The 25332-nt window shown below is 44.1% G+C and carries 30 protein-coding genes; 10 read left to right on the forward strand and 20 right to left on the reverse strand.

All coding sequences use genetic code 11. The features are described 5' to 3' along the window. Positions 1–28: 28 nt before the first annotated feature. Complete coding sequence (locus R7Z47_RS01445) at positions 29–703, reverse strand: fructose-6-phosphate aldolase (protein WP_262606625.1); 675 nt, start codon at positions 701–703, stop codon at positions 29–31. Positions 704–957: 254 nt separating this feature from the next. On the opposite strand from R7Z47_RS01445, the gene R7Z47_RS01450 reads away from it, so the two are divergent. Both R7Z47_RS01450 and R7Z47_RS01455 read left to right on the forward strand, forming a co-directional pair. Then, positions 958–1899, forward strand: a complete 942-nt coding sequence (locus tag R7Z47_RS01450; RefSeq protein ID WP_262606624.1) for a glycyl-radical enzyme activating protein — start codon at positions 958–960, stop codon at positions 1897–1899. Between the two features lie 2 nt (positions 1900–1901). Next, positions 1902–4340: a formate C-acetyltransferase/glycerol dehydratase family glycyl radical enzyme gene (locus R7Z47_RS01455; RefSeq protein ID WP_262606623.1), complete on the forward strand. Its 2439-nt coding sequence runs from the start codon at positions 1902–1904 to the stop codon at positions 4338–4340. An 84-nt stretch (positions 4341–4424) separates the two neighbouring features. On the opposite strand, the gene R7Z47_RS01460 is transcribed toward R7Z47_RS01455, so the two are convergent. After that, positions 4425–4970, reverse strand: a complete 546-nt coding sequence (locus R7Z47_RS01460) for a TetR/AcrR family transcriptional regulator (protein ID WP_065275492.1) — start codon at positions 4968–4970, stop codon at positions 4425–4427. 98 nt (positions 4971–5068) lie between these two features. Between R7Z47_RS01460 and R7Z47_RS01465 the strand changes: the two genes are divergently transcribed. The 4 genes from R7Z47_RS01465 to R7Z47_RS01480 all read left to right on the forward strand — a co-directional run bounded on the left by R7Z47_RS01465 (position 5069) and on the right by R7Z47_RS01480 (position 6615). Continuing rightward, a complete protein-coding gene (locus tag R7Z47_RS01465) occupies positions 5069–5542 on the forward strand; it encodes an HPP family protein (RefSeq protein WP_064369614.1) in 474 nt (157 codons plus the stop codon). Between the two features lie 138 nt (positions 5543–5680). Next, positions 5681–5896, forward strand: a complete 216-nt coding sequence (locus R7Z47_RS01470; RefSeq protein WP_005374999.1) for a TIGR02450 family Trp-rich protein — start codon at positions 5681–5683, stop codon at positions 5894–5896. Between the two features lie 112 nt (positions 5897–6008). Next, positions 6009–6386, forward strand: coding sequence for a PH domain-containing protein (locus tag R7Z47_RS01475; RefSeq protein ID WP_065275491.1), 378 nt, complete (start codon positions 6009–6011; stop codon positions 6384–6386). Between the two features lie 10 nt (positions 6387–6396). Beyond that, positions 6397–6615 carry a DUF6500 family protein gene (locus R7Z47_RS01480; protein WP_065275490.1) on the forward strand — a complete coding sequence of 73 codons (219 nt, stop codon included), beginning with the start codon at positions 6397–6399 and terminating at the stop codon, positions 6613–6615. Here R7Z47_RS01480 and R7Z47_RS01485 read toward each other — a convergent pair. The 9 genes from R7Z47_RS01485 to fliD all read right to left on the reverse strand — a co-directional run bounded on the left by R7Z47_RS01485 (position 6612) and on the right by fliD (position 13243). Beyond that, on the reverse strand, positions 6612–6899 hold the full coding sequence (locus tag R7Z47_RS01485) for a hypothetical protein (protein WP_005375002.1): 288 nt from the start codon (positions 6897–6899) through the stop codon (positions 6612–6614). The genes R7Z47_RS01480 and R7Z47_RS01485 overlap by 4 nt on opposite strands. A 77-nt stretch (positions 6900–6976) precedes the next feature. Then, positions 6977–7972: a flagellar motor protein MotB gene (locus R7Z47_RS01490; protein WP_005375003.1), complete on the reverse strand. Its 996-nt coding sequence runs from the start codon at positions 7970–7972 to the stop codon at positions 6977–6979. Further along, on the reverse strand, positions 7972–8829 hold the full coding sequence (gene motA / locus R7Z47_RS01495) for a flagellar motor stator protein MotA (protein WP_005375006.1): 858 nt from the start codon (positions 8827–8829) through the stop codon (positions 7972–7974). The genes R7Z47_RS01490 and motA overlap by 1 nt, the downstream gene beginning before the upstream one ends. 10 nt (positions 8830–8839) lie before the next feature. Then, entirely contained in the window at positions 8840–9568 is a 729-nt protein-coding gene (locus R7Z47_RS01500) for a FliA/WhiG family RNA polymerase sigma factor (RefSeq protein ID WP_005375008.1), read from the reverse strand. 12 nt (positions 9569–9580) lie between these two features. Beyond that, positions 9581–10081: a flagellar basal body-associated protein FliL gene (gene fliL / locus R7Z47_RS01505; protein WP_005375011.1), complete on the reverse strand. Its 501-nt coding sequence runs from the start codon at positions 10079–10081 to the stop codon at positions 9581–9583. Between the two features lie 22 nt (positions 10082–10103). Continuing rightward, positions 10104–11177, reverse strand: a complete 1074-nt coding sequence (locus R7Z47_RS01510; protein WP_262606622.1) for a flagellar hook-length control protein FliK — start codon at positions 11175–11177, stop codon at positions 10104–10106. Then, positions 11174–11494, reverse strand: coding sequence for a LafD (locus R7Z47_RS01515; RefSeq protein WP_262606621.1), 321 nt, complete (start codon positions 11492–11494; stop codon positions 11174–11176). The genes R7Z47_RS01510 and R7Z47_RS01515 overlap by 4 nt, the downstream gene beginning before the upstream one ends. After that, a complete protein-coding gene (gene fliS / locus R7Z47_RS01520; protein ID WP_005375014.1) occupies positions 11478–11864 on the reverse strand; it encodes a flagellar export chaperone FliS in 387 nt (128 codons plus the stop codon). The genes R7Z47_RS01515 and fliS overlap by 17 nt, the downstream gene beginning before the upstream one ends. 32 nt (positions 11865–11896) lie before the next feature. Continuing rightward, on the reverse strand, positions 11897–13243 hold the full coding sequence (fliD, locus tag R7Z47_RS01525) for a flagellar filament capping protein FliD (RefSeq protein WP_262606620.1): 1347 nt from the start codon (positions 13241–13243) through the stop codon (positions 11897–11899). Between the two features lie 416 nt (positions 13244–13659). Here fliD and R7Z47_RS01530 point away from each other — a divergent pair, with 416 nt between their 5' ends. Next, positions 13660–13947 (forward strand): hypothetical protein, encoded by a 288-nt coding sequence (locus tag R7Z47_RS01530; RefSeq protein ID WP_005375016.1) that lies wholly within the window; start codon positions 13660–13662, stop codon positions 13945–13947. Positions 13948–14017: 70 nt separating this feature from the next. Here R7Z47_RS01530 and lafA read toward each other — a convergent pair whose 3' ends face one another. From lafA to R7Z47_RS01575, 9 genes are all read right to left on the reverse strand, one after another. Continuing rightward, positions 14018–14869 carry a lateral flagellin LafA gene (gene lafA, locus R7Z47_RS01535; protein ID WP_005375019.1) on the reverse strand — a complete coding sequence of 284 codons (852 nt, stop codon included), beginning with the start codon at positions 14867–14869 and terminating at the stop codon, positions 14018–14020. Between the two features lie 301 nt (positions 14870–15170). Continuing rightward, positions 15171–15941 (reverse strand): EAL domain-containing protein, encoded by a 771-nt coding sequence (locus R7Z47_RS01540; RefSeq protein WP_005375023.1) that lies wholly within the window; start codon positions 15939–15941, stop codon positions 15171–15173. Between the two features lie 19 nt (positions 15942–15960). Next, on the reverse strand, positions 15961–18051 hold the full coding sequence (flhA, locus tag R7Z47_RS01545; RefSeq protein WP_005375024.1) for a flagellar biosynthesis protein FlhA: 2091 nt from the start codon (positions 18049–18051) through the stop codon (positions 15961–15963). A gap of 31 nt (positions 18052–18082) precedes the next feature. Next, positions 18083–19210: a flagellar biosynthesis protein FlhB gene (gene flhB, locus R7Z47_RS01550; RefSeq protein ID WP_005375025.1), complete on the reverse strand. Its 1128-nt coding sequence runs from the start codon at positions 19208–19210 to the stop codon at positions 18083–18085. Further along, positions 19207–19983 carry a flagellar biosynthetic protein FliR gene (gene fliR, locus R7Z47_RS01555; protein WP_005375027.1) on the reverse strand — a complete coding sequence of 259 codons (777 nt, stop codon included), beginning with the start codon at positions 19981–19983 and terminating at the stop codon, positions 19207–19209. Before fliR ends, flhB begins: the two co-directional genes overlap by 4 nt. Then, positions 19983–20252 carry a flagellar biosynthesis protein FliQ gene (fliQ, locus tag R7Z47_RS01560; protein ID WP_005375036.1) on the reverse strand — a complete coding sequence of 90 codons (270 nt, stop codon included), beginning with the start codon at positions 20250–20252 and terminating at the stop codon, positions 19983–19985. The genes fliR and fliQ overlap by 1 nt, the downstream gene beginning before the upstream one ends. Positions 20253–20264: 12 nt before the next feature. Beyond that, positions 20265–21023, reverse strand: a complete 759-nt coding sequence (fliP, locus tag R7Z47_RS01565; protein WP_005375037.1) for a flagellar type III secretion system pore protein FliP — start codon at positions 21021–21023, stop codon at positions 20265–20267. A gap of 18 nt (positions 21024–21041) precedes the next feature. Then, entirely contained in the window at positions 21042–21413 is a 372-nt protein-coding gene (fliN, locus tag R7Z47_RS01570; RefSeq protein ID WP_005375038.1) for a flagellar motor switch protein FliN, read from the reverse strand. Beyond that, complete coding sequence (locus R7Z47_RS01575) at positions 21410–22228, reverse strand: FliM/FliN family flagellar motor switch protein (protein WP_005375039.1); 819 nt, start codon at positions 22226–22228, stop codon at positions 21410–21412. The genes fliN and R7Z47_RS01575 overlap by 4 nt, the downstream gene beginning before the upstream one ends. Before the next feature lie 379 nt (positions 22229–22607). Between R7Z47_RS01575 and R7Z47_RS01580 the strand changes: the two genes are divergently transcribed. Genes R7Z47_RS01580 through fliE form a run of 3 tightly spaced genes read left to right on the forward strand, consistent with a single transcriptional unit; the run spans position 22608 to position 25330 of the window. Then, positions 22608–23627 (forward strand): OmpA family protein, encoded by a 1020-nt coding sequence (locus tag R7Z47_RS01580; protein ID WP_154204017.1) that lies wholly within the window; start codon positions 22608–22610, stop codon positions 23625–23627. Continuing rightward, entirely contained in the window at positions 23627–24958 is a 1332-nt protein-coding gene (locus tag R7Z47_RS01585; RefSeq protein WP_031778880.1) for a sigma-54 interaction domain-containing protein, read from the forward strand. The genes R7Z47_RS01580 and R7Z47_RS01585 overlap by 1 nt, the downstream gene beginning before the upstream one ends. 15 nt (positions 24959–24973) lie before the next feature. Further along, positions 24974–25330, forward strand: coding sequence for a flagellar hook-basal body complex protein FliE (gene fliE, locus R7Z47_RS01590; protein ID WP_005375045.1), 357 nt, complete (start codon positions 24974–24976; stop codon positions 25328–25330). Positions 25331–25332 lie beyond the last annotated feature (2 nt).

Below are 25332 nucleotides of genomic sequence, written 5' to 3' on the forward strand. Positions count from 1 at the left end.
GACTAAAATATTGAGTTCTTACTTTTAATTAGCTTTCAAATGAAAGCTTGTCGCCGAACGTCTCTTTCCAGTCTTTATCGAACTGTTCAACCGCAGGTTTTACTGCTGGGTGAGCGAACATTTGCGCTGCCACATCTGTTGGTAATGTAATGGCTTCGATACCCAGTTTCATCACCTCCATTGCTTGTTGAGTATTCTTGAAACTCGCTGCCAAAATCTTCGCTGGTAGTTGGTTTTGATCGAGCAACAATTGAAGATCCGCGACCACTTCAACACCATTGCTGTTCATCGCATCGATGCGGTTTACGTAAGGCGCTAGGTAGTCTGCGCCGCACAGTGCTGCAAGGAACCCTTGTTGAGCTGAATAGATAGCGGTAGCAAGAACCTGAATTCCCTCTTTTTTCATTAGCTTAATTGCTGCTAAGCCGGTTTCTGTTGCTGGCACTTTTACCACCATATCGTAGGGCAATTCATTCAGTTGGCGCGCTTCTGCCAGCATACCTTCGACGGTTGAACTCACAACTTGAGCATGAAAGCGAGGTGTACCACCAAGTGCTTCTTGCATGCCTGCTAGGGTTTCATTCAGTCCCTGTTTTGACTTTGCCAAAATGCTTGGGTTTGTCGTCACGCCTTTTAGCGGTAGGCACTGGTTAAAGCGTTTTACTTCTGCCACATCAGCAGTATCTAAATAAAGTTCAATCATGGTTTCTACCTTAAACAAAATCTTCGTTTTGATGATGGGATCACTATAGATCTGACAATCGAACGAGATCTTGATTTTGATCAATTGAAATTTCATTTGAAACAATAATAATTTCATTAAATGAAAGTTAAGTGAAACTTGTAAAGGGTCAAATGAAGCTTTCAGTTCGAACAAAGAAAAGCCGCTCGTAAGACTTAACCAGCAAGAAACGGATTAAGTACACAGCGGTAGCACAGACCAAGAGGCAAGCAGAGATGTATTTCAATATCCAACGATTCTCTACCCATGATGGCGATGGCATTCGTTCCATTCTTTTTCTTAAAGGATGCAGCTTGTCTTGCCCTTGGTGTCAAAACCCAGAAAGCCGCAGCGAAAAGCATTCACTGTTGTTTGATCAGCGAAGCTGCATGGAAGATTGCCAGCTGTGCGTTTCTGCGTATCAAGCTACAACTCAAACCACGGCGGGTACTGAAACGGTGAGCGATGGTATTCAACGTATCGACAACCAGATCATCATTAATCGCAAAGCCATCAAAGAAGACCAACTGATCGCGCTGCGAAACGTATGTCCTACGCAAGCACTGACCGTCTGTGGTGAAGATGCAAAATCAGACATGCTGTTCGACACCTTAATGAAAGACAAACCTTTCTACGACCAAAGCCAAGGTGGCGTGACCTTCTCCGGTGGTGAGCCACTCATGCAAGTGGATTTGGTGGCAGAACTCGCGCAGCGTCTGCATGACAACCAAGTCTCGACTGCGATTGAATCGTGCATGCATGTGCCGTGGAAGAACGTCGAAAAAGCCGCGCCGCATATCGATTGTTGGTTGGCGGATTTAAAACACACCGATGAAGAGAAGTTTCTTAGCTGGGCGAAAGGTTCACTAAAACGTATCAAAGACAATTTCCGAAAACTGGCGCCTATCGCGAAACGCATTGTGATTCGCGTTCCCGTGGTGCCGGGGTTCAATGACACCATCGAAGAGTTGAAAGACATCATCGATTTTGCGGCTTCACTAGAGAGCTGCCAAGAACTTCACTTGCTGCCGTACCACACGCTCGGCATCAATAAATACCGTTTGCTCGATATGCCTTACGAGTGTTCTGACAAGCCATTAAACAAACCAGAACTGCTAGAAAGCGCCATGCAATACGCAAGCGAAAACACCCAACTTAACGTGATTGTAAGAGGTTAACTATGGACCTGAATTACCTTCCTGAGCGTATCAAAGCGCACAAATCGGCACTGGTAAATATCGTAACGCCACCTGTCTGTACCGAGCGTGCAGAGGCATACACTCGTGCTTATCAAGCAAACGAAGACAAACCTGTGATTGTCCAACGTGCGCTAGCACTGCAAGAGCACTTACGCACTCGTACTATTTGGATTAAACACGATGAGCTAATCGTCGGTAACCAAGCGAGCAAAGTACGCGCTGCGCCTATTTTCCCAGAATACACAGTGCGTTGGATTGAAGCGGAAATTGATGAGCTAGCCGACCGTCCTGGTGCAGGCTTTGCTGTTACTGAAGAAGATAAGCAAAGCATTCACAGCATCACACCGTACTGGCGCGGTAAAACCGTTCAAGACCGTTGTTATGGCTTGTTCACTGATGAGCAGCAAGAAATCTTAGCCAGCACCATCATTAAAGCTGAAGGCAACATGACTTCGGGTGACGCGCACCTTGCGGTGGATAACGAGAAAATCTTGAAGCTAGGCATGAACGGTTTGTTAGAGGATGTTCGTCAGCACCGTGCTAACAATGATGTTTCGACCTTTGAAGGCTTGAAGAAAGAGCAGTTCTACAAATCGGTCGAAATTGTACTGCTTGCCATTCAAGACCACATGGTGAGCTACGCTGAATTGGCGGCAAAAATGGCGTTAGAAGAGAAACGCCCGCTGCGCAAAGCTGAGTTAGAAAGCATTGCGGCAAACTGTCGTCATGTCGCGAGCCACGCACCAGAAAACTTCTGGCAAGCACTGCAATTGAGCTACTTCGTTCAGTTGATGCTACAAATCGAATCGAATGGTCACTCGGTTTCTTTCGGTCGTATGGACCAATTCCTAAACGAATTTTATGTTCGCGATGTCGAAAACGGCGCGATTGAAAAAGACTTTGCACTAGAGCTTTTACAAAGCTGCTGGTTGAAGCTGCTTGAAGTAAACAAGATTCGCTCTGGCGCGCACTCAAAAGCATCGGCAGGTTCTCCGCTGTACCAAAACGTGTGTATCGGCGGTCAGAAGTTGAATGAAAAGGGTGAGCCTGAAGACGCAGTTAATCCACTTTCTTGGGCGATTCTGGAATCTTGCGGTCAGTTACGTTCAACGCAACCTAACTTGAGTGTGCGTTACCACGAAGGTTTGAACCAAGAATTCTTAATGGGTTGTATCGAAGTGATTAAATGCGGCTTCGGTATGCCAGCGTTCAACAACGATGAGATTGTTATTCCTGAATTCATCAAGCTTGGTGTAGAGAAAGAAGACGCTTACAACTACGCCTCTATCGGCTGTATCGAGACGGCGGTTCCGGGCAAATGGGGTTACCGTTGTACGGGCATGAGCTTCATTAACTTCGCTCGTATCTTGCTTGCCTCATTGAACGAAGGTGTGGATGCAACAACGGGTAAAGCTTTCTTGCCGCACGATAAGTCATTAGCAAAAGGCAACTTTGAGAACTTTGAGCAAGTGACAGCTTCTTGGGCAGAGCAAATCCGCTACTACACCCGTAAATCGATTGAGATTGATACGGTAGTCGACAGCGTACTTGAACAGCAGGCACAAGACATCTTCTGTTCAACGCTGGTGGATGACTGTTTGGCTCGTGGTAAAACTGTGAAAGAAGGCGGTGCGAAATACGACTGGGTATCTGGCTTGCAAGTCGGTATCGCAAACTTGGGCAACAGCCTAGCCGCCATCAAGCACCTTGTTTTCGATGATGCGCAAATCACCCAGCCCCTTATCTCACAACAACAGCTGGCAAAAGCATTGGCAGAAGATTTCGACGGCATGGAGAACGAACAGCTTCGCCAACGTCTTATCAACTTTGCACCAAAATACGGTAACGATGATGACGCGGTAGACCAACTGCTCGCAGACGCGTACCAAGTGTACATTGATGAGCTAGAGCAGTTTGTTAATACGCGTCATGGGCGTGGTCCAATTGGCGGCGGTTACTACGCAGGTACATCAAGTATCTCGGCAAATGTCCCATTCGGTGCTTCAACCATGGCAACGCCAGACGGTCGTAAAGCGAAAACGCCATTGGCAGAAGGTGCAAGCCCGTCATCTGGCTCAGACCGTTTAGGTCCAACGGCTGTGTACAATTCGGTCGGTAAGATCCAAGCAAATAAGATCCTTGGTGGCGTACTGCTTAATCAGAAGTTAAGCCCGGCAGCGGTTGAGTCTGAAGGGGATAAACTCAAGCTTTCTATGTTGATTCGTACCTTCTTCAACCACCACAAAGGTTGGCACGTGCAGTACAACATCGTCTCTCGCGAGACCTTGTTAGCCGCGAAGAAGAACCCAGAGCAATATCGTGATCTCGTTGTGCGAGTTGCAGGCTACTCAGCTTTCTTCACCGCGTTATCACCAGATGCGCAAGACGACATCATCGCACGTACTGAGCACGAGCTGTAAGTACACTCACTAACTAAAACGAAAGGCACCGATTGGTGCCTTTCGTTTGAATACTTAATCCGCAAATGACTATACCTGAACGCATTAAAGCTTGTGCAAAATGGTCACGCATTTCTTCGTGATGTTGTCGTACTCTTTCGTCATGTAAGCGGTAGTGATCGCGCCCTCTTTCATGATGCAAATGGCATCGAGTAATGAAGCGTTTTCTGATTTGAGATAGCGTTGAATTAGCTCTCTGACTTGCTGTTTATGGTAGCGGCAATACGTTGCGATCTCGCCACTGTCGTCACTGAATTCCGCGGACGTATTGATGAAAAAGCAACCGCGAAACTCGCCCAACTTTTCTTCAGAGCCATGAAACCAGCCGTTGAGTGCTGTAAATAACTGATCGATCACCTCCGCGCACGTTTGTGCTGAAGAAAGCTTTTCCTCCAACCATTCCATAAATACTTGGTGGCGTTGTTCTAATGCGGCGATGATAAGCGCTTCTTTGCTCTCAAAATGGTTATATAGCGTGCGTTTAGCCACGCCGGAAACATTGAGGACTTCATTGATGCCAATAGAGTTGATGCCTTGTTTATAAAACAGTGACAAAGCTGTGTCGATCAATAACTGTTTCTTTTTGTTCATAACTATGTCCTCAAAAAGTTCCATAAACACATATTGACAAAGGTAGACAGGTTTGTCTATTTTATTTTGTAGACAATTCGGTCTACTCTGAGGTGTTTATGAATAATTTAATTTTATCGTTGGTTGCCGGGCTTGGCGCTACGTTGGCTATTGGCGTATTGTCCTACGCTGAGGTATCACTGACGGAGGTTGTACTCCTGATGGCACCATTTGGTGCTACCGCAGTACTGGTGTTTGGGGTGCCAGGCAGCCCTCTTGCTCAACCCAAAAACGTGATCATTGGTCACTTCATCACGGCCTCTATCGGTATTGCGTTTAGCCAGTATGTTGACGTCACGCCGGTCACGCTCGCGATTGCGACGGGGCTGGGTGTGTCTGCGATGCTGATTACGAAGACCACTCATCCACCTGCGGGTGCAAATCCAATTTTGATCATGGCGTCTGGGCAGGGATGGAGTTTTCTCTTCACGCCTGTCCTGATTGGCGCGATAGTGATTGTTCTGGTCGGTAAAGGGTTACAGTTGCTACAAAGTCAGTACTTAAACCCTCGACTGAATGGTCAGAAGACCTAGTCGGATTGTAGTTAGAGCCGCGAAAGGGAGTGATCTCTTTTGCGGTTTTATCTTTTGTCGGTTTGCAAAAACAAAATCTGATTCTCTCTTGGTATTCAGTCGTATACATCAACATGGTAGTTAAATTGGTACAATGCGATGAACAGAATCCACCCTAAGAAACTATTGCACAGTAAATGGACGGCAATTTCACCTAAAAACAAAGAGAAGCATTTTGTCGTGACGGAAATGGAACTAGATGAAGATGGTAACGTTGTGAGATGTGTCATCGAGGCAGTCATGAGTAAACGCGACCGAGAGATGAACTGGCAAGACCTAAAAGACTCTGAGCAATGGATGCAAGGGTGGAAGTGAGTGACGCTTCGTTGTTGGGCGAATCAAGCAGAAACGTGCGTTGCGAGTAGGCAAAAGTGGTGCTATCTGATACGTTGATAATTCGTTCTAACGCCCACTCAAAGGATTAATTATGATTGATTTCGACAATTCCTCTGTATTTAAGCTTAAGCCGATTGACGTTGCTAGTGCCAGAGAAGACTTCCTTAAGTTCTTGATTGATGGTGAGACTATTTTCGCTGCTTTTAAAACAGTTCGTGACCAAGTGGTGTTTACGAACAAGCGAGTGATAGCGGCAAATGTGCAAGGGATTACCGGCTCAAAAGTGGATTACACTTCTTTGCCTTACAGTAAGATCAATGCATTTTCTATCGAGACCTCTGGTACTTTTGATTTGGATTGTGAAATCGAGTTCTTCATGAGTGAGGTGGGAAGAGTGCGTTTTGAAATTAAAGGCTCGTTTGATTTGATTTCTTTCAACCGTATGGTTAGTGAGTATGTACTAGGTTAAGGGATTAGAAATGAGAGCTTCGCTGAGAGACAAAATTATAGAGATCTGTGACAAAAAGATCGCGAGTAAAGGTGAATTGGTTGGTCTCTCATTTTATGCGTTTTTCGCTAATAAAAATGACGACCCAGAGCTGTTGATGGAAGCGGCTACGTGGTGGATTCAGACTCATCAGCTCGACCACTTCGAAAAAGCAGTAAAAATAAAATCAATGGTCGAGTCGGGGAGCTAAATTAAAAAAAAGAAGTAAAGAAAGCAGACAAATGCTAATAACGTTGCGGACAAAACAGGGTAGATAATGTAAGAGTCCTGCTTGTTGGTTCGTTGAAAACATAGCGAAACAAGTAAGACGTTATAAACAACAAGTAACAAGCTGATCATGGTTCCGCTGTTTAGTGTCATACTTGATAGCTGAGTTAAGAAAAACGCCAATAAAAGGTAATCGAAGACAATGAGCCATAAAAAGGCTTTCTTTAGTAAGTCGCTTTTTCTTTTTTCGGATGATGTTATGTGCATATAGAACTCAACTAAAAAGTCACAGTAACAGAGGCTTTGGTTAGAGAGGTCACCATCAGAGTGGTGACCTTTTAAGATTATAATTCTTGAATTTTTACTTCGCTGGTGGCGGTATCGCCGGAGTAATTGATGACTTCTTGACGAATGACTGGTTGGTTGAATTCAGCCTTATCTTTCGCTTTTTGCAGTTCGCTTTCTTGGTGGTTGCCAAAAAGGGTCTCAAGCACTTTAGCGGCAGGAGTCGTTAAAACAAACAGCTCAATACGACGGTTTTCGCTAGAATCTGGCTCATCAGGATTAAGCAGCGCTCTATCTGACATACCCGTTACCTGCATTACTCTATCATCCGGCATACCGCCTTCAACTAACGTATTTCTTGCTACGTCTGCTCGAGAGGCTGATAACGCCCAGTTAGATTGACGACCAAAACGCTTTTTAAATGGAATTGCATCTGTGTGTCCGCTGATGATCAGAGGGTTGTTAACACGATGAAATACAGGTGCTAGTGCGAGCAGTAAATCTTCAAAAAAAGGAGTAAGTTCTGCACCACCACGGCTGAACATATGCTGTTTGTAATCATCTTGAAGGACGATACGCAAACCTTGTGGTGTCACCGTGACGTTTACATTTCCCTGCGCATTGATTTGGGCAGTCATTTGCTCAATTACTTTCGCTAGTGCGGCAAGTTGCTCTTGAGTATCGAAGTTACCAGGAATCAAAGAATCAATTTCTGGTCCATCCCCATCACCTTTGAAGTAAGAGCTTACCACATGGTTGGAGTTGTGTTTACTTGGCACAGAAGAGTCCTGTGCCAAGTCGATAGGAGAAATACTTTGTGACGTATCAAATGGGTTGCCGTAACTCTTGTCGAATACGCTTGAACTATGCAAGTGGGCAACAATCGCTTTACGCTCTTCTTTGTCTACCACCTGCATAACCCAAAGTACAAGAAACAGCGCCATTAGGGCGATCATGAAGTCAGCAAACGCGACTTTCCACGCGCCGCCATGAGACGACTCATCATGGCTGTATACTTTGGCACGTTTGAACACTACATGCTCTTGTTTTTGCATTATCCCTCCTGTTCAGCTAACCACTTCTCCATTTGGTTGAATGTTGGTTTGATGTCTAGCTGAATATGTTTACGACCAGCGTCAATGGCGAGCAATGTCGGCTTTTTCGCTACGTAGGCAACCAAGGTTGCACGAACGCACTCAAAAGCAGTCATATTACGTTTTACTCGCTGAGCCATGGCGTTACTTAGTGGATCTAAGCCACAGTAACAACCGAAAATACCAATGAATGTACCAACGAGAGCTGCCGCAACGTGATAACCAATCATAGCGATTGAGCCATCAATAGCTTGCATGGTGATAATGATGCCACCAACTGCTGCAAGAATACCGAAGCCAGGTAGTGCTTCTGCTGTACGCTGTAGTGAGCGTGAAGGTAAAAGCATTTCGTTCTGTATTGCTTCGATTTCTTGCTCTAGCAGTCCCTCTAATTCATGAGGCGACATCTGTCCCATTGCCATTAAACGTAAATTGTCAGTAATGAAAGAAATTAGGCGATGATCTTCTGCGATCGTCGGGTAAGCGAGGAACATAGAGCTTTGCTCCGGAGCCTCAATATGAGAATCCAGAAACTTGTATCCGCGGTTTCTCGCTGTCTCTAGCAAGTTGTTGAGTAGTGCCATTAATTCCATGTAGTACTCATGCTCTTCTGTTGGACCTTTAATGGTCGCTGGCACTTGGCGACGCATTTCTTTCAGTACATGAGGCGGATTACCGATGATCAGAGAACCAGCAGCGGCGCCAATAATGATAAGGAATTCGGCTGGCTGCCAGATAGCACCTAAGCTACCACCGGCCCACATATATCCACCGAAGACGCACACCAGGATAGTGAGCACTCCAAAAAACTTTTGCATCTTGTGACTCCTAAGAGGACATTAATTGGTTGAGTTGTTTCAGCGCTTGTTTGTGAAGCTGACATATACGAGGTGGTGTCAGATCCAATACCAGAGCTATTTCGTGTAAGTTGAGTTCATGTTGATAGAACAAAGTCAGGAGCAGTTGATCGCGCTTAGGTAATTTACCCAAAGCACTGTCTAAACTACGACGAATATGTTCATGTTCCATGCCATCGTATTGCCCGCCAATGTAGCTATCACCGCTGCTCTCCATCAGTTGGTCAAGGCTTTGCATCTCGCCTGCGAGAGCGGCATTTTGGCGGTTGTAATAATCTTGCTCATTCGTCCCTAAAGCCTGGATGATTTCGGCATCCGTTGGCATTCGACCTAACGTTCGAGTGAGATCTCGAGTCACGTCGTTGAGCTCGTGGGCTTGTTGACGAGTCTTACGTGAACGCCAATCTAGTCGGCGTAATTCGTCTAAAATAGCTCCCCGAACTCGACAAACGGCGAAAGCAGGAAAGTGAGGATCGTCAACATCGCCATATCGGCGTCCAGCCTCGACTAGAGCGATAAGGCCTATCTGCTGCATATCTTCAATACTACAGTGAGAAGTGGCATGAACGCGCAGCTGGTTAACTACGCGTTTTACCATGACCTGATGACGTTGTAGCAATGCGTTTTCATCAATTGGTCGTGACGGTGTTGTCACTTCCTCTTCTGTGGTGTAAGTGTCTTGTACATTCATGTCTAACATGGTTGTGCTCCGTTATTGCACAACATATTTAGTCAACAAAACATCGTCGATTTCTCGGACGATGTCTGTTTTAGCAAAAGCGAGTAGAAGCGTTTGCTTCACTTCGTCTTGCAGAATATCGATGGCACCCGCTTGCTGTAACTGATCAAACGTTTTGTCGCTAAACAGTTTTAATAGAGAGTTTTGTACCATAGGCATGTATTCATCGATCTCTTTGATACGCTCTGGGCGGCGTGTCTCAATTGCCAGTTCTAGCATCACAAAGTGAGTCTGTTTCTTGCCTTTAACGGTCAAAACGACTTTGTCCAAAGGATGGAAGCTAGGACCTTTGCTTGTCGGTTGTTCTGTGACCAAAAAAGACAGTGGGGAGTCTTCGATCAGTGAACCAGAGTCAGGTGACTCTTGAGCGTGTTTGTTTAAGTACCAGATTCCGCCCATAATTGTGACGGCCGAAACGAGGGCACTGGTGATGATCATGGCGATAAACAGGGCGATCATTTGTTGTTTGGTCATAACCTTTTTCCTCGAAGATTCACTAAGCTTGAGTGCTTAGCCAGTGTTCTGAATAGTTAGTTGTTGTCGTGGTTTGGAATGCACCAGATTCTCGTGCGGCGAAAATATTGGCGTCTTCTTCGTTTGCATGTGGGTCATTTCGACCTTGGTTTTGATCAGAGCCAACATTGACATCGACATGAACGAAGTTTTGCTCTTGTAACTCAGTACGCAATCGTTCCGAAACTTGCATTAAAGCTTCTCGTGTTGCTGCGGCATTGGCGTTGATGTGGACACTCAATCGGTCACCTTCAACACGTACAAGTAAATCCAGTTTCCCCAAGTCTGGTGGGTCTAGGCGGATTTTTGCTTCTTGTACATTTTGTTGAGCTTGGAGCGTCACGCGATCATGTAAAACTTGCATCATTTGCTCGCCCCACTTTCCGGCAGTGGTATCAACACGCACCGCTGCCCACTCAGAGCCTTGAGCTTGAACATGACTCGTCGCAACCGGTGAATGTGCAGGTTGTGTTGTAGGAGCTTGTGCTTGAAGTAGAGATGCGGTTGGTTGCCCTTGAACAGGTTGATTCAAAAGAGTTTGAAACTCAACACCGGAGATAGGCAAACGCGAGCTCGATGAAGTCGGCAGACTTTGCTTCACATCTTGTTTTGATGATGTGTTTAACATAGCGTTAGACGAATCTTGAGTAACAGACTTAACTTCGCTCGCAGTCATTAAAGATGACGCTTTTCCTAGTTTCTCAGCCTGCTTCTCTGCCATGGTAATCATACCCTGGGTTAAAGCTTGAGCTTGCGCTGCAAGATCAGTCGATTCTGTTAACCCTGGTGTACTGGTCAAGTTGGCATCCGGATCTGAAGCTGAGCGGTCATCAGTATCAAAACCATGACTTTGTACTTTGTTTGCGTTGTTCAAAGTAGAGGCCGTAAGGTGAAAACTCGGTACCGCTGACGCAGAGTTAAAGTCTTGCTCACCATTCTGCTTGTTCCCTGATTTAAAACCATGAGAAAAGCCGTGTACCGAGTTCGCTTGCTTGATGTGACCCTCATTGTTAGCTGGCGAATTAACTGAGTGCTGAGTTGAAGAAGGTATGATCATTGAGTTAGCTCCATGGTCATTGCTAATTGATAGGCCATAGCGCGTTCTTGATGGTCATTGACCATGTTCATCTCTTTTTTCAACTCGTTGGTCGACTTCTCTAATACTGCGAAGGCATTAGCGTGCACTGCTTTCGCTCGCTGGATTTCAGGTGCAAGCTTAGGATCTTTCAAAAAAGGCTTGTGACTGATCAAAAGCTCTCGCAACTGCAAGTCGTACCGCTTGAGCGCATGCCAATCGGCCGTTTTTGCGGCGAACTGGATGAGCTGAGATAAATGACGGAATCGCTCTGGCGATACTTTATGCTTGTTGTCCAAAATTCATCCAACCTTCACGAATGTTACCCATTACACGCTCAACGTTAACCAAGCGATTTGCATCGTTTTGCACGCTAGCGTAATAAAGTTCGACTTGGCAGAAGTCATACAGCTGGCGTAGGTTTTCCGCAATTTCACCGCCGTTTTCATCATCTAAAGCACTTGTTAGTCCAATCAAGATGTTCATGCATTTGTTGATTCCATTCCCTTTCTCGGCCAAACGATTTGCGGCTAGGTGGCCGCGAATACGTTCAACTTCATCGAGTAGGCCATCGATTAACATGATGACCAATTGGTGTGGATTTGCTGCTGCCGCTTGAGCGTCGAGATCGACTTGTTGGTACGAATCGTAACCAGAATCCATAAGCATGAATATTTCTCCTAAATTTGGAACCAAATGTCTTATTTTTGAGCTTTAAACATGGACATGGTTTGGTTCATTTGGGTCATAATTGAATTCATTTGAGTGAATTGTTTGAGGTAGCGGTTGTACGACATTTCGTACTTACGCTCTAAATTGGTTTGTTTATCTTTGATTCGGTCTAAGCTTGACTGTATTGCGTCTTTACGCGTGCTGAAGGTACCTGATGAGAACTTCAAGAAAGGCTCTACCATTGCGTCAAGAGAATCTAGCAAAGCGTCATCCCCATTAAACAACGCCTCTAAGCCTGCGCTGTTTGTTTGTTGAGCTTCTTTGAACTTTTCTTGATCAACTTTCATTTTACCGTTGCGGTCTAGGCTCACGCCGATCTCGCTTAGGCGCATACCATTGTGTTCACCTCGGATTAACCCCGTTAACTGACTCTCAATAGAACGCAATGTCGAGTCGCTAGCGAGCACGCCGCGTTTCTGATCTTCACCGCCAATTTGGGTGTACTGATCGATAGTCGAAACAAGGGCATTGTAGGTTTCCACAAACTTATCTAGTTGTTCTTTAGTGCCTTCGCTATCAGCTCCAATTTTTAAACCGATTGGCGAATCTCCCGCGGCTTGCGGTTTAGATACGGTAATGTCAACACCGTCGATGACACCTTCAAAAGTATTACTTGCGTTGGTTAGTTTCAGGCCTGAGTCTTTTGCACCTAGCCACATAACCGCATCTTGCGGAGCGTTAATTTGCTTGAGGTTGGTGAAGGCGTCTTCAAACCACGCTTGGCCAGTACCCGTTGCAGATACGTTGATCTTATTTTCGACACCAGTCTCAGTGCTCGATAGCATAAAGTGTGTTTGACCATTCGAGCGAACTAGAGTGGCGTTAACGCCAGGGTTATCCGTGTGATTGTTAATCGCACTTGCTAAATCACTGATCGTTGCAGTGCCGTCACCATTAATATCAACGGAGGACAAGTCTAGTGTCATTGTTTCACCGTTGATGGTGAATTCTAAAGATCCAGTTGTTGGTACTTCTGTCGTCGCCTCAAGGTCTGCAGGCATTCCTGTAGATACTTGATGCGCCGTTGCCACTTTTTCTACAAAAATCTGATAGTTACCCGTTAGCGCTTTAGCATCCGCGTTTGCAGTAAAGTTACCTTCTTGAGAGAGTGTCGCACTGTTTTTGATGATGCTGTTTGTGCTGTTATTCATCTCTTTCATTGCAGTACGAAAATCACGTAGTGCGCTTTCAACTTTATTAAAAGCTGACAGTTGTGACTGGTACACATTAGCTTGCGCTTGGTAACGGTTTTTGAATGGGTTTGTGTCCAATTGTGCGAATTGGGTTGCCATTTTTACTGGGTCTAAAGAACTCATGAGGTGTGCTCCTCTCATCTCTTATTGGCTTGAATACTTTGAATGCTACGCCTTAGTTTAATTATCAGTGGCAAGATGCGTGCCGTATATTAAATTCAATTAAAACAAAGGTTTAAAGCTATTTTGTTTTCTTGGGAGGAAGTGGTGTTTCCACCTTGTTTGTTCCGCCTTCCTCCATGGAAAAAGTAATTTCCTTATAAGAAAAGGCGACCTAAACAAAGAAAATATTTAATTGTATTGACGGTTCTAATTAGGAGAGATGTTTTAATTAGACGTTATATTCAGCCTTTACTTCAGCTTGATTCAGATAATTCTTACAGAGTGCATTAATTGCGTTCTGATATTATTTTTGATAGTGCGATGTGCAAGTGTTCTCACTAAAAATTAAATTTTTTACGTTTCAAAGAATGTCAGTTATGAATGAATTTGCGTTACGATTGATGAAATGTGCTCGTGCATATGAAGAGTTCATTAACAAAAAACTATTAAGTAAACAGAGCATCAATTCTGATGAGATAGCTAGTATCTTAAAGGAAGCTAAGTTCAATTTTCCTGAACTTAGAGATAGTAAAATAGGAAGCAAATTAGAGACGATAGAATTAGAACTGTTTAATAAGGTTTTATTTAATATTATGTTGAAATTCGGATTCAGAGTGCCTGAATCTCACAAAGATAATACGAGCTCTATTTATATTCGTAGATAAAAATAAAGCCTTCCATAGGAAGGCTTTATAATTAAGACGATTTAAATTAAGCGCACTATTAACTAAGTAATTAGCGTAGTAGTGACATTGCCATGCTTGGAAGCTGGTTAGTTTGAGACAGAACAGTTGTACCTGCTTGCATCAACATTTGGTTCTTAGTCATGTTTGAAGACTCTACTGCAAAGTCTGTATCCATGATACGACCTTTAGATGCTGTAACGTTTTCTACCATGTTACCAAGGTTAGCCATAGTGTGCTCAAGACGGTTGATGTTCGCACCGAAGTCTGCACGAGAGCTACCAATTTTTTCTACTAGACCGTCAGCGCCGCTGATTTTGTCTAGTGCTGCTTTTGCTTTAGTCGCGTCATCGATACCATCTGTAATTGCTGCATCAGCAAGGATAGTAGTGATTTCACCGATACCTGCGCTTGCGCTTACAGTCAATGTTTCAGCAGAAGATGCACCGATTTGGAATGTTACGTCACCTGCACCGAAGCCGCCGCCTTTAAGAAGGTTTTGACCACCGAACTTAGTGTTGTCTACGATGTTGTTTAGTTCTGCAGTAAGCTGTGTGAACTCTTTGTTAAGAGACGCACGGTCTGTTGCACTGTTTGAACCGTTCAACGATTGTGTAGCAAGGTCGTTCATACGGTAAACGATGTTTGTCATTTCATCCATCGCACCTTCAGCAGTTTGCATCATAGAGATGCCGTCTTGTGCGTTACGCATTGCTACTGACATGCCGCGTGTTTGCGCTTCTAGACGGTTAGCAATTTGAAGACCAGCAGCGTCATCAGCAGCTGAGTTCACACGGTAGCCTGTGCTTAGACGTTCCATTGCTGTGTTTAGAAGTCCGCTTGTTGTGTTCATTGTGTTTTGAGTTACAAGCGAAGCGTAGTTAGTGTGCATTGATAAAGCCATCTTAGTCTCCTTAGTTAGTCACTATATCTTTCAGGCCTCGGGATATTCCCTTGTCACTAACTAGAGGCGGTCGGTCGGCTTTAATGATTAATTTGAAAATTAAAAAATTTCTAAAAAAGATAAAAATTGATGATTTTTAGTGATTTGTATTCCATGAAAACCGGGAAAATCATCATATAAGCCTAAATTTTTTAGTTAAGTTAAAGAAACTATTGCCCAATGATCTTGTGGTTATCCGTTATAAATAAAAAAACAGCACGAATAAATCGTGCTGTTTTAAATATAAATGGTTGAGTTTCAACTATTCCTCATCAAAAGACTGAAAGGAGAGAGAGGTTGGGATATCGCTGAAATAACCAAAATAATAACTGGCACCCAATAAACGATAGCGGTTAAGTTCCGTTTGACTCGCTACACGTCCGGCAACCCAAGTATATTTATGCTTTCTTAAGAACTTAGCAATAGGTAGGAAAGCGTGTCTTTCTTCTTTATCCTCTAGTGTGACTGACAATTTGATCATATCGGGACTAAAGTCTGCGACGCGCTCGAAGTTCACTTGCGATGTCGCGACTTCAAACCAAAGTGAATATGCATTCTCTTTTAACTTTTTGGTGAGTGTGGCGACTTTATCACGATCACATAACGTTTCATCAGCTTGAAGAGAAGGAATCACATGTTGAAAAGCAGAAGAGTGGAATTGAATCGTCTGTTCGAGGAAATAAACCCCAGGCTCCCACAGTAATGCATCCACGCGAATCGGCACGACAACATTACTAATCAAGTCGTGATGAAAGGCTTCTAACTGAAATTGTGTTTGTCTTAGTGCAAGGTAAAGACTGAACAAATCCAGGCAGTACTGCATTTGTTCAGAGAGTTTGAATTGATAGACACTTTGTTCTCCACGCATACCAAATCTCAACGTCAGGTGTTGGAATTCTACTTCTCCTGATTGAGCTTCCCTAATTGCTTGGCATGCGTGTTGGACATCATTGTGTTTTAAAGCATCAAAGACTAATTGATCGTCATCCGTGACGATATGTTGTACTGCGAGACCAACCAAATGTTCGTACATCGCATGTGTTGAAATAAGATTAACCAAGGTTTCCTACCACATTGATTTGTTTGTTTTCTGGGATTTCGTTGTAAGACAATACTGCCAGCCCTTGTGTAAATGTACGAGCGTAACGCGCTAGAAGAGGGCGCAGCTGTGGCATAACGAGAAGGATCGGAGGTAGCCCCTGTTGTTTAAGCTGTTGTCTGATCAATGGCAAGTTTTGTTGGAACTGACCAAGAATGTTTGGCTCAATTGGGAAGCTATCTAGTGTTACCGTACCAGAAGATTGTGCTTGTTGCAGTGAAGTTAGTAGCATTTGTTCTAACTCATCAGACAGTGCGTAGACATTTAATTCGTTCTTTTGTCCTGCAATTAAGTTAACAAGCGTACGCTTTAGTGCACAGCGTACATCAGATGCAAGTAGGATCGGGTCCTTTGTATTTTCCGCGGATTCCAACATTGTGTTGGCAATCGTGCGAATATCTTTTAGTGGCACTTGGTCCAATAAAAGCTGACGATATACTTTCAGCTGCTGTGCTGGATTAAGTGCTGCTGCTAATGCTTCTGCTAGTTTCGGGGCTTGTTGTGTCAAACGCTGGGTTATTGCTTCCACATCGTCGTGCGTAAACAATTCTGCAAGGTTTGTCTTCATGATTTTACTAATATGAGTGGCAATAACAGTGCCATCATCGACAACTTGGTAACCCATATTAAGTGCTTTTGCTTTATCTTGATGCTCAATCCACACAGCTGGCAACTGATAAGCAGGATCGCTACCCAAAATGCCATCTACCTCACCGTAAGTTTCGCCAACCGCTATCGCCATTAAACGCTCTGGTTCAATAAAACCTTGCTCAATGACTTCGCCATTTAGAGAAATTGTGTATTGGTTTGGCTTGAGGCTCAGGTTGTCACGAATACGAACTTCAGGTAATAAAAAGCCAACTTGTTCAGAAAGGTTTCGACGCACACCGCGGATACGTTGTGATAAAGGAGCCCCTTGTTCTTTGTTGACTAGATGGACGAGTCGATAACCAAGCGCAAGTGATAATGTTTGGACGTGAGGAATATCATCCCATGTCAGCGGTGTATCATCGTCTTGCATTGCTTGTGAAAGTGCTTCGACCTCTTCAATCTGGGAGTCTTGCACTGGCTTCTTGGTTTGACGCCACCCTGCGAACGCTAATGCGCCAGCAAACGCAAAAAAGGCTAGGTGTGGCATACCCGGTACCATACCGATTACCGCCATAATACCTGCGACAGTAAATAGCGTTGCAGGAGTTGCCAGTAATTGCTTTTGCATGGTTTCCGACATGCCATTATCGCTATCATTAATTCGCGTAACGATAATCGCGGCAGCCGTTGCCAATAGTAGTGAAGGAATTTGAGCAACTAGACCATCACCGATTGTGAGTAGGGCATAAGTTTTAAAGGCGTCAGACGCAGCGAGTCCATGCTCGAAGACACCAATACTGATACCACCAATGATATTGATAAACAGAATCAACAAACCTGCGATGGCATCGCCACGCACAAACTTTGATGCACCATCCATCGAACCATGAAAATCGGCTTCGTTGGCGACTTCTTTACGGCGTAAGCGAGCCGTTTCCTGATCGATAAGGCCAGCGTTTAAGTCGGCATCAATTGCCATTTGTTTGCCTGGTAAAGCATCCAACGTAAAGCGGGCTGAAACCTCAGAAATACGTTCACCACCTTTGGTGATTACGACGAAGTTGATGATCATCAAGATGACGAACACCACCATACCAACGACGTAGTTACCGCCAATGACGACTTCACCGAATGCTTGAATGACCTTACCCGCTGCGTCACCACCATTATGTCCTTCTAGGAGTACAATTCGCGTAGAAGCCACGTTCAATGTGAGACGTAATAATGTTGCGACCAGCAAAATAGTTGGAAAAACAGAGAAATCTAATGGTCGCTTTGCGGTTGTGCTGACCAGCAATACTAGGATTGCTAAGACGATATTAAAGGTAAACAGCGCATCCAGTAGCAGAGGAGGCAAAGGAAGAATCACCATTGCTAATATCATTAGCAAGACGATTGGAATGCCAACGTAGCCTTTGGTTGATGTTTGAAGTTGTTTTAACCGGTTAAGCATACTTTCGTGTCCTTGGATAAACGCGGGTTAATCAGTGCTGCAAATGTTTTGGAATCGAAAAATGAGGTAAAGGAATTGGCTCTTTTCCCTCACCTTTACGAAAGGCTTTCAATTGCAAAACGTAAGTAAGAATATGTGCCACTGCGATGTACAGTTGGCTTGGGATTGCTTGTTCAATCGCCGTCGTGTGATAAATCGAACGGGTAAGTGGCGGGGAGTTAATGATTTCCACTTTGTTTTCTCGGGCGATACGTTGAATGTGCATAGCAGTTTCGTCTACGCCTTTTGCGACGACAAAGGGCGCGTCAGAAAGCGAAGGCTCGTATTTCAGTGCGACTGCGTAGTGCGTTGGGTTTGTGATGATCACGTCAGCCGTCGGCACCATTTTATCGATCTTACGGCGCGCAAACTGTTGCTGTATTTGACGAATACGTTGTTTTACTTCCGGACGACCTTCATTATTTTTAAATTCCTCTTTCAATTCTTGTTTCGTCATGCGGAGTTCTTTTAGGTGTTCCCAACGCTGATAAGGAATGTCGATAACCCCAAATAACAACAAGGCGAAGCCCATTAAGAGTAAGCCTTCAAACAGAATTGACATTACTAGAGAAAAACCTTGGCTGAGTGGGAGGTTTTGCATGCCAAGTAATGGCTGTAAGTGGTTGTCTAAATAGCCATATAAGATGCCGAAGATCACGGCTACTTTGAACGTCGACTTTAAGAGCTCAACCACTGAGCGGGTCGAAAAAATGCGCTTTATCCCGCTCAAAGGATTAATTTTGCTGAGCTTTGGCATCACGTTCGCGGGACGGAACATCCAGCCGCCTAGCACAAGGCTACTACCACAGGTCACGATAATAATGACGGTAAACAATGGTAATAGCATGTCGATGATGACTGCTAAACTTTGTCCCAATTGCTCGACAAGTTGTTTAGGATTTTCTAGGTCGGCTCGCGTCAGCATCATGTTGTAGCGAAAGATCCCCGACATGCTTTCCCAAATACTATTAAGCTGAGAGTAAAAGTAGAGCGCCACCGCTAGAAATATAACCGCAGTAGTAAACTCTTTCGCGCGAGGAATTTGTCCTTCCTGACGGGCTTTCTTTACCTTCTGCGGTGAGGCTTTTTCAGTTTTGTCTTGAGAAGATTGATCGCTCATGCTCCCCCCAACATAAAGTTACTCAAGTGTCTAATGGTGTCGTGAACGAGCGCCGTGTAGCGACCAGGAACACCAGAAACTGAGATTAATACGCTGAATAGACCCAGCAGCATCGTCATAGGAAAACCTAACGCATAGACATTAAGTGATGGTGCGGCTCGGTTCATTACACCAAAACTGATGTTGGCTAGAAGCATGGAAACAATAGCGGGCAAAGCCAAAGCGAGTGAAGAGGCAAACATCCAACCGAAAATATTGACAACACCTTGCAGAGAAAGCGATGTGATACCAGATCCGACTGGCCAAACAACAAAGCTTTGAATCACGATATCTATGACGAGTAAGTGTCCTTCTAGCGCAAGAAACAACAAGGTTGAGAAAATCAGAAATATGCGTCCCAAAATGGCGACAGAAAGCCCGTTAATAGGATCATTCATCATCGCCATACCTAAGCCCATTTGCAGAGAAATCACCTGACCAAGCATGGTGAAAACGTTAAAGAGCATGTGCAAAATTAACCCAAACATTACTCCCCAAATAGCTTGCTCAAAAGCAAGGAACAGAGAAGTCATAGAGAATAACTCGACTTGTGGCATGGGTGGCATTAACGGTCCAGTAATGACAACGATCGAGAGGGCCAGTAAAGTACGAACCCAAACAGGAATAATCGCATCACCAAAGAAAGGCATTGAAATAAATACGGCTCCCACACGAAAAAACGGCCACCAGAGTTGACCGAGTATCGCCGAGAGCTCTGCAAATGTGATGGCCATTAGCCAATCATCCCTGGTATGTTGTGGAACAAGAAATCAAACAGTTCCATGATCTTACGGAGCATCCAGTGACCTGCAAAAATCACCATTAATAAGGTAACGAGCAAACGTGGCAAAAAGCTGAGTGTTTGCTCGTTGATTTGTGTGGCAGCCTGAAATACGGCGATACACAAACCGACAATTAAGCCTGGAACAACCAATACGGCAACCATCAAAATGATCAGCCATACTGCATCGGAAAATAACGTTACGGTTAGTTCTGGGGTCATAACTGCTCCTAGTTAACCGAAGCTGGCAGATAAGGTGCCAACTGTCATTGCCCAACCATCCACGAGTACAAATACCACCAACTTAAAGGGAAGTGAGACAATTAAAGGTGATAGCATCATCATACCCATTGCCATCAGGACACTGGCGACAACCAAGTCGATGACCAAAAACGGGATGAAAAGCATAAAACCAATTTGGAAGGCGGTTTTTAGTTCACTAATGACAAATGCAGGCAAGACAACGGCAAATGAAATATCCTCAACGTTTTGGTCGAGAGGCTCATTGGCAATACGTAACATTTGTTCAAGAGAGCTTTGGTGCGTCTGTGCCAGCATGAACTCTCTCACTGGTTTCTCTGCAACAGAAAAAGCCTGTATTAGCGTGATTTCGCCGTTGTCGTATGGCTGAAACGCATTTTCATAAATATCGCTCCAGACAGGGCGCATAATCAGTAACGTCAATGCGAGAGCGATCCCGACCAACACTCTGTTAGGTGGGCTTTGTTGAAGACCAAGAGCTTGGCGCAAAATCGCAAGGACAACGACAATTCGAGTAAAGCTCGTCGCCATCAAAATAAATGCTGGAAGAAAACTGAGCGCCGTCATCAACAACAGAATTTGCAGTTTAACGCTGTATTCTTGTTGTGTGTCGCCATCAGAAACGGACAAGATAGTTAAGCCGTTGTCAGCCGCCATTGTTGGGAAAGCAAACAAAAGTGACACCAATACCAAAAGAGGTAACCAACGGTGCCAAGCGCTCAGATTTTTCATTGTGATGCCTACCTAAGATTATTGACCAACGCCACTCAATGCAGAGTCATGTACATCGATCAGACGAAGTCCATACTTATCATTGACAACGACAACTTCAGCGTGGCCCATAAGAGAACCGTTTACTTTCACGTCTAAAGGCTCGCCATTGAGCTTTTCCAACTCGATAACCGTGCCTTCACCCGCTTTCATTAAGTCCCCAAGTGGGATCTCCTTACTCGCAACTTCCAGCGTGACTGTGACAGGAATGCTTTTGAAAAAGCTAAGGTCACGTTCCGCAGTGGCTGGTTCTTGTTGGAGCGTATCTTCGGCTTCAAAGTCTTCTAATTGAAAATCATCAAAGTTCAGTTCTTCTGCGTCGAATGCATTAGTTTCTAGCGCTTCGCTCATCGCTGCGGTTCCTTATCAGGGTTAAAGATCAAAACAAGTTGGCCGTCTTGCTCGGCAATACGACCTGTAAATAGAGATTGGTTGCCAATGCTTACTGGAACCGTGTTAAGAAGCTCAATAGGTAAAATATCGTTGGGTTGTAAGCCAACCACATCACTTAAAGGCATCTTCTTTTTACTTAGAACAACGTTCAGTCGAACGGGGGTCGTCTCTAAAGAACGACAGAAAGGTTGAAATAAATCGGTATCAGGTTGTAGTTCAAGCTGCTCGATCAGCGTTTGAATAAGATGACCATCTAGCTTGAGATGAATTGAGCCTTGATGATCGTCAAACGCAATGTTTAATTGAACGTTAATGCCAATTCCTCTAGGGGTCTCATACTCACCCGTGTCCCACATTTCACCAGGAGCAAGCCAACCGATGATGATTCGACTGATGCGCTCTTGTAAACGTAAGTCACTGGCCGTCAGAGTAGCGGCTGAACGCTCTGCACTTGCACCATAAAATCTATCAGCCAACTTTATTAGCGTGTGAGGGTTACCATGGATGAATACCATGCCGCCTTCCTGATGTTGATAGGTCGACGTTTGCTCTTTGTCCATCTCAACCGATGTAAAGCGGTGCAAGTCTACTGAGGTTAAGCTAGCTTCCACTTTTCCTGTGCTGAGCCAATTTTGTAATTCAGTCGTAAGGTTTGAGCAAGATTCTGAAATTAAATTATCGAGCTTCTCACGAATGATATGAATAGGTTTGCCTAATAATTCTACATCAAGTAGTTGACTATCAGAAATAGGCTCGCTAACTCTATTTTCCATTTATATTTTACCGTGCGTTAACAATCGAAAGTGTTTTAACTTAATGGCGTGTAGTCTACACAGAAATTTTAATGATCTTTTAGCTCCAAACTCTAAGATTGTGACTTTAGTTCACATGTTGCTTTGTTCATATAGTCATAATCTTTTAATGAAATTTAAAAAGAGTTAGTTTTCTTTATAAATCGCTTAATAAATAAAATAACAATGTTGAGCGTTTTAGTTGTTATAGATTTTTTAAATTGCCTTTATGGCGTAACAACAACTTCAAATAAATAAATTATAAGATACTGTTTTTTATGCTTAAAGCTTCCATTGGAGGCTAAGCGTGCTCTCTTGAGCGTTTTGTAACCAATTTTAATATTCAGAATAGGTAATTAAAATGATTAGCTATGCCAGTTCTCTCGGCTTGGTGGCATATTTAATTAAACGGTTTAAGTCATGGGAATGTAAGATATACATGAATCATGTCCGTTTGATAATTTGTAACACAATTATTGTTATCAGTTTTATTTTTTCAAAAGTGTCATATTCAGAAGAAGTCTTAACAATCCCTATGGACCTCTCTAAATGGACATATGAGGGAAATAAATTCAAATGCAACTTGTTGCAATCAAATAATGACTATGGGAAGTTTTATTTCCTAGCGGAACCTAATAATAAATTCTATTTTATTTCCGATATAGAATATGAAAACAATAAATGGAAAACGATTGCTTTAACAACTCAAAATGCTCCTTGGAGTAATGAGCTTTATAGAAAAGAATTTGGCTCCCTTGAATTTACTAAGCCGTCTCAGCGCTTCATCTTTAATAAAGGCGCTGAAGAATTCATGGATTCAATTGCTTCGGGCAGTTGGGTGACGCTGTCACTTAAAGGAAGTAATGCTTCCTCTGTTTCAGAGATTGTGATTCCTACTCTTCAAATTCAAAACGCATTGAAATCATTTAATGCGTGTCGCGCGCGATTGCCTAAATTGTCTTTTTCAGAGGCAAGGGATATGGCGCTCTCATTTGAGTTTGGTCAGAAGACGTTAAGTCGTGGACAGAAAGCAACACTAGAAGCGCTGTATAGCTATGTATCTGTGGATGATCGAGTGACCAAAATCCTCATCGACGGTCACACCGATAACGTTGGTTCAAGTTTAACGAACCTTTCTGTGTCACGTACTCGAGCAGAGCAAGTCACCAATACTTTGATTGAGCTTGGGGTCGACGAGTCGATGATCGAAACACGAGCTCATGGTTCACGTTACCCAATTGCCAGCAATAACTCGGTTAATGGCCAAGCAAAAAACCGACGTGTCACCCTGCGTTTAGTGAGGGACAACGAGTATACGGCTGCGAAACACTACCCAGATCTACAATCACAAAATCAACAAACGAAAGTTAAGGTTCAATGATGACGAAAACGAAAATTTTGTTGGTTGAGCCAAATGAAGCTCTTGCTCAACCAGTATTGGATGTGTTGCAAAATGCAGGTTACACCGCGAAACACACTCGTACTGGTCGAGGCGCTTTGCTTGAAGAGCGAGCAGAAATCACTTTAGTGAGCTCTACGCTGCCGGATATGTGTGTTCGTGAGTTTGTCGCGTGTCACCAAAAGCAGCGAAATTCGGGTGTTGTTATTGCGATTGTCGACCAAGAACAAGGCATCTTGGCTGCTGAGACGATGAAAGCGGGCGCTACTGATTATCTATTACGCCCATTTGAATCTAATCAGTTGGTTAATCTGCTTAAACGTGTTGAAGCGTTAGGTAAGCCAATGGCCAACATTGTTGCGGAGTCTTGGAGAAGCAAACAAGTTCTGCAATTAGCGCATCGTGCAGCATGTACTAACGCGAGTGTGCTTATTACAGGTGAATCGGGAACGGGTAAAGAAGTGCTGGCGCGATATGTGCATGAGCACTCTCCGCGTATCAATGGTCCATTTGTGGCAGTTAACTGTGCCGCCATTCCAGAGTCAATGTTAGAGGCTGTGCTATTCGGTCATGTAAAAGGCGCGTTCACCGGAGCGACAAATTCTCAAAGCGGTAAGTTTGAAGAAGCAAATGGCGGGACGATTCTGCTTGACGAGATTGGTGAAATGTCACCTGCGGTTCAAGCGAAATTGTTGCGCGTCCTTCAAGAGCGTGAAGTAGAACGTGTTGGTAGCCATAAAGCCGTTCAGCTCGATATTCGTGTTATTGCGGCAACCAACAAAGACTTACGTGAGGAAGTTCAAAAAGGCACGTTCCGTGAAGATCTTTATTATCGATTAGATGTGCTGCCTCTGCACTGGCCGCCTTTGCGTGAAAGAAAAGAGGACATTCTACCGATTAGCCAATTCTTTATTGAAAAGTATCAAGATAGCAGCCGCTGTCACCTATCCCAAGATGCGATTAGTGCGCTGAGTCAGTATCACTGGCCGGGCAATATTCGTGAGTTGGAAAATGTCATTCAACGCGCTTTGGTCATGCGTCATGGTGATTACATTACAGCCCATGACCTGATGCTGCCTATTGAGCTTGTCGCGTCAGTTCCTACAGCAGAGCCAACTTCAAGTTTTGGTCATGTAGAAGCGAAGAAGCAAGCTGAATATCAGTTTATTTTGGAAAAGTTACGTCAGTTTGGTGGAAACCGAACGAAAACCGCAAACGCGCTTGGAGTCTCTACTCGAGCGCTACGCTACAAGCTCGCAGCAATGCGAGAACATGGTATTGATTTACAGTCGGCACTAGGCTCGGCTGCCTAATAGGAGAAAAAATAGATGGCAAGTCAACCTACTCATGCGGTCTCGGCAGAGCAACTTATGTTGTCAAAAATGCAGGCGATGCAGGCACAAGTGCAGCCGCCAGAGTTTATCGTGAGTGCAAATCCTTTAGATCAACAATCACTAAACGCACCTTTATCGTTCTCACAAGCGATGACAAATGTGTTGGATACAGTGAATCAACATCAATCAGTGGCTAGTCAAAAAATGACGGCCGTAGAAACAGGAAAAAGTGATGACCTAGTTGGTGCAATGGTCGCGAGCCAAAAAGCCAGCTTGTCCTTTAATGCTTTGATGCAAGTGCGCAACAAAGTCGTGACCTCATTTGAAGATATTATGAAGATGCCGGTGTAATT

This window comes from Vibrio sp. 1641 (assembly GCF_033339995.1).
Classification (GTDB): Bacteria; Pseudomonadota; Gammaproteobacteria; order Enterobacterales; family Vibrionaceae; genus Vibrio; species Vibrio alginolyticus.

What these genes read in the sequence shown, in the direction of transcription:
- R7Z47_RS01445 (WP_262606625.1), bottom strand. Translation starts at nt 703, where the DNA reads ATGATTGAACTTTATTTAGATACTGCTGATGTGGCAGAAGTAAAACGC.
- R7Z47_RS01450 (WP_262606624.1), top strand. Translation starts at nt 958, where the DNA reads ATGTATTTCAATATCCAACGATTCTCTACCCATGATGGCGATGGCATT.
- R7Z47_RS01455 (WP_262606623.1), top strand. Translation starts at nt 1,902, where the DNA reads ATGGACCTGAATTACCTTCCTGAGCGTATCAAAGCGCACAAATCGGCA.
- R7Z47_RS01460 (WP_065275492.1), bottom strand. Translation starts at nt 4,970, where the DNA reads ATGAACAAAAAGAAACAGTTATTGATCGACACAGCTTTGTCACTGTTT.
- R7Z47_RS01465 (WP_064369614.1), top strand. Translation starts at nt 5,069, where the DNA reads ATGAATAATTTAATTTTATCGTTGGTTGCCGGGCTTGGCGCTACGTTG.
- R7Z47_RS01470 (WP_005374999.1), top strand. Translation starts at nt 5,681, where the DNA reads ATGAACAGAATCCACCCTAAGAAACTATTGCACAGTAAATGGACGGCA.
- R7Z47_RS01475 (WP_065275491.1), top strand. Translation starts at nt 6,009, where the DNA reads ATGATTGATTTCGACAATTCCTCTGTATTTAAGCTTAAGCCGATTGAC.
- R7Z47_RS01480 (WP_065275490.1), top strand. Translation starts at nt 6,397, where the DNA reads ATGAGAGCTTCGCTGAGAGACAAAATTATAGAGATCTGTGACAAAAAG.
- R7Z47_RS01485 (WP_005375002.1), bottom strand. Translation starts at nt 6,899, where the DNA reads ATGCACATAACATCATCCGAAAAAAGAAAAAGCGACTTACTAAAGAAA.
- R7Z47_RS01490 (WP_005375003.1), bottom strand. Translation starts at nt 7,972, where the DNA reads ATGCAAAAACAAGAGCATGTAGTGTTCAAACGTGCCAAAGTATACAGC.
- motA (WP_005375006.1), bottom strand. Translation starts at nt 8,829, where the DNA reads ATGCAAAAGTTTTTTGGAGTGCTCACTATCCTGGTGTGCGTCTTCGGT.
- R7Z47_RS01500 (WP_005375008.1), bottom strand. Translation starts at nt 9,568, where the DNA reads ATGTTAGACATGAATGTACAAGACACTTACACCACAGAAGAGGAAGTG.
- fliL (WP_005375011.1), bottom strand. Translation starts at nt 10,081, where the DNA reads ATGACCAAACAACAAATGATCGCCCTGTTTATCGCCATGATCATCACC.
- R7Z47_RS01510 (WP_262606622.1), bottom strand. Translation starts at nt 11,177, where the DNA reads ATGATCATACCTTCTTCAACTCAGCACTCAGTTAATTCGCCAGCTAAC.
- fliS (WP_005375014.1), bottom strand. Translation starts at nt 11,864, where the DNA reads ATGCTTATGGATTCTGGTTACGATTCGTACCAACAAGTCGATCTCGAC.
- fliD (WP_262606620.1), bottom strand. Translation starts at nt 13,243, where the DNA reads ATGAGTTCTTTAGACCCAGTAAAAATGGCAACCCAATTCGCACAATTG.
- R7Z47_RS01530 (WP_005375016.1), top strand. Translation starts at nt 13,660, where the DNA reads ATGAATGAATTTGCGTTACGATTGATGAAATGTGCTCGTGCATATGAA.
- lafA (WP_005375019.1), bottom strand. Translation starts at nt 14,869, where the DNA reads ATGGCTTTATCAATGCACACTAACTACGCTTCGCTTGTAACTCAAAAC.
- R7Z47_RS01540 (WP_005375023.1), bottom strand. Translation starts at nt 15,941, where the DNA reads ATGTACGAACATTTGGTTGGTCTCGCAGTACAACATATCGTCACGGAT.
- flhA (WP_005375024.1), bottom strand. Translation starts at nt 18,051, where the DNA reads ATGCTTAACCGGTTAAAACAACTTCAAACATCAACCAAAGGCTACGTT.
- flhB (WP_005375025.1), bottom strand. Translation starts at nt 19,210, where the DNA reads ATGAGCGATCAATCTTCTCAAGACAAAACTGAAAAAGCCTCACCGCAG.
- fliR (WP_005375027.1), bottom strand. Translation starts at nt 19,983, where the DNA reads ATGGCCATCACATTTGCAGAGCTCTCGGCGATACTCGGTCAACTCTGG.
- fliQ (WP_005375036.1), bottom strand. Translation starts at nt 20,252, where the DNA reads ATGACCCCAGAACTAACCGTAACGTTATTTTCCGATGCAGTATGGCTG.
- fliP (WP_005375037.1), bottom strand. Translation starts at nt 21,023, where the DNA reads ATGAAAAATCTGAGCGCTTGGCACCGTTGGTTACCTCTTTTGGTATTG.
- fliN (WP_005375038.1), bottom strand. Translation starts at nt 21,413, where the DNA reads ATGAGCGAAGCGCTAGAAACTAATGCATTCGACGCAGAAGAACTGAAC.
- R7Z47_RS01575 (WP_005375039.1), bottom strand. Translation starts at nt 22,228, where the DNA reads ATGGAAAATAGAGTTAGCGAGCCTATTTCTGATAGTCAACTACTTGAT.
- R7Z47_RS01580 (WP_154204017.1), top strand. Translation starts at nt 22,608, where the DNA reads ATGATTAGCTATGCCAGTTCTCTCGGCTTGGTGGCATATTTAATTAAA.
- R7Z47_RS01585 (WP_031778880.1), top strand. Translation starts at nt 23,627, where the DNA reads ATGACGAAAACGAAAATTTTGTTGGTTGAGCCAAATGAAGCTCTTGCT.
- fliE (WP_005375045.1), top strand. Translation starts at nt 24,974, where the DNA reads ATGGCAAGTCAACCTACTCATGCGGTCTCGGCAGAGCAACTTATGTTG.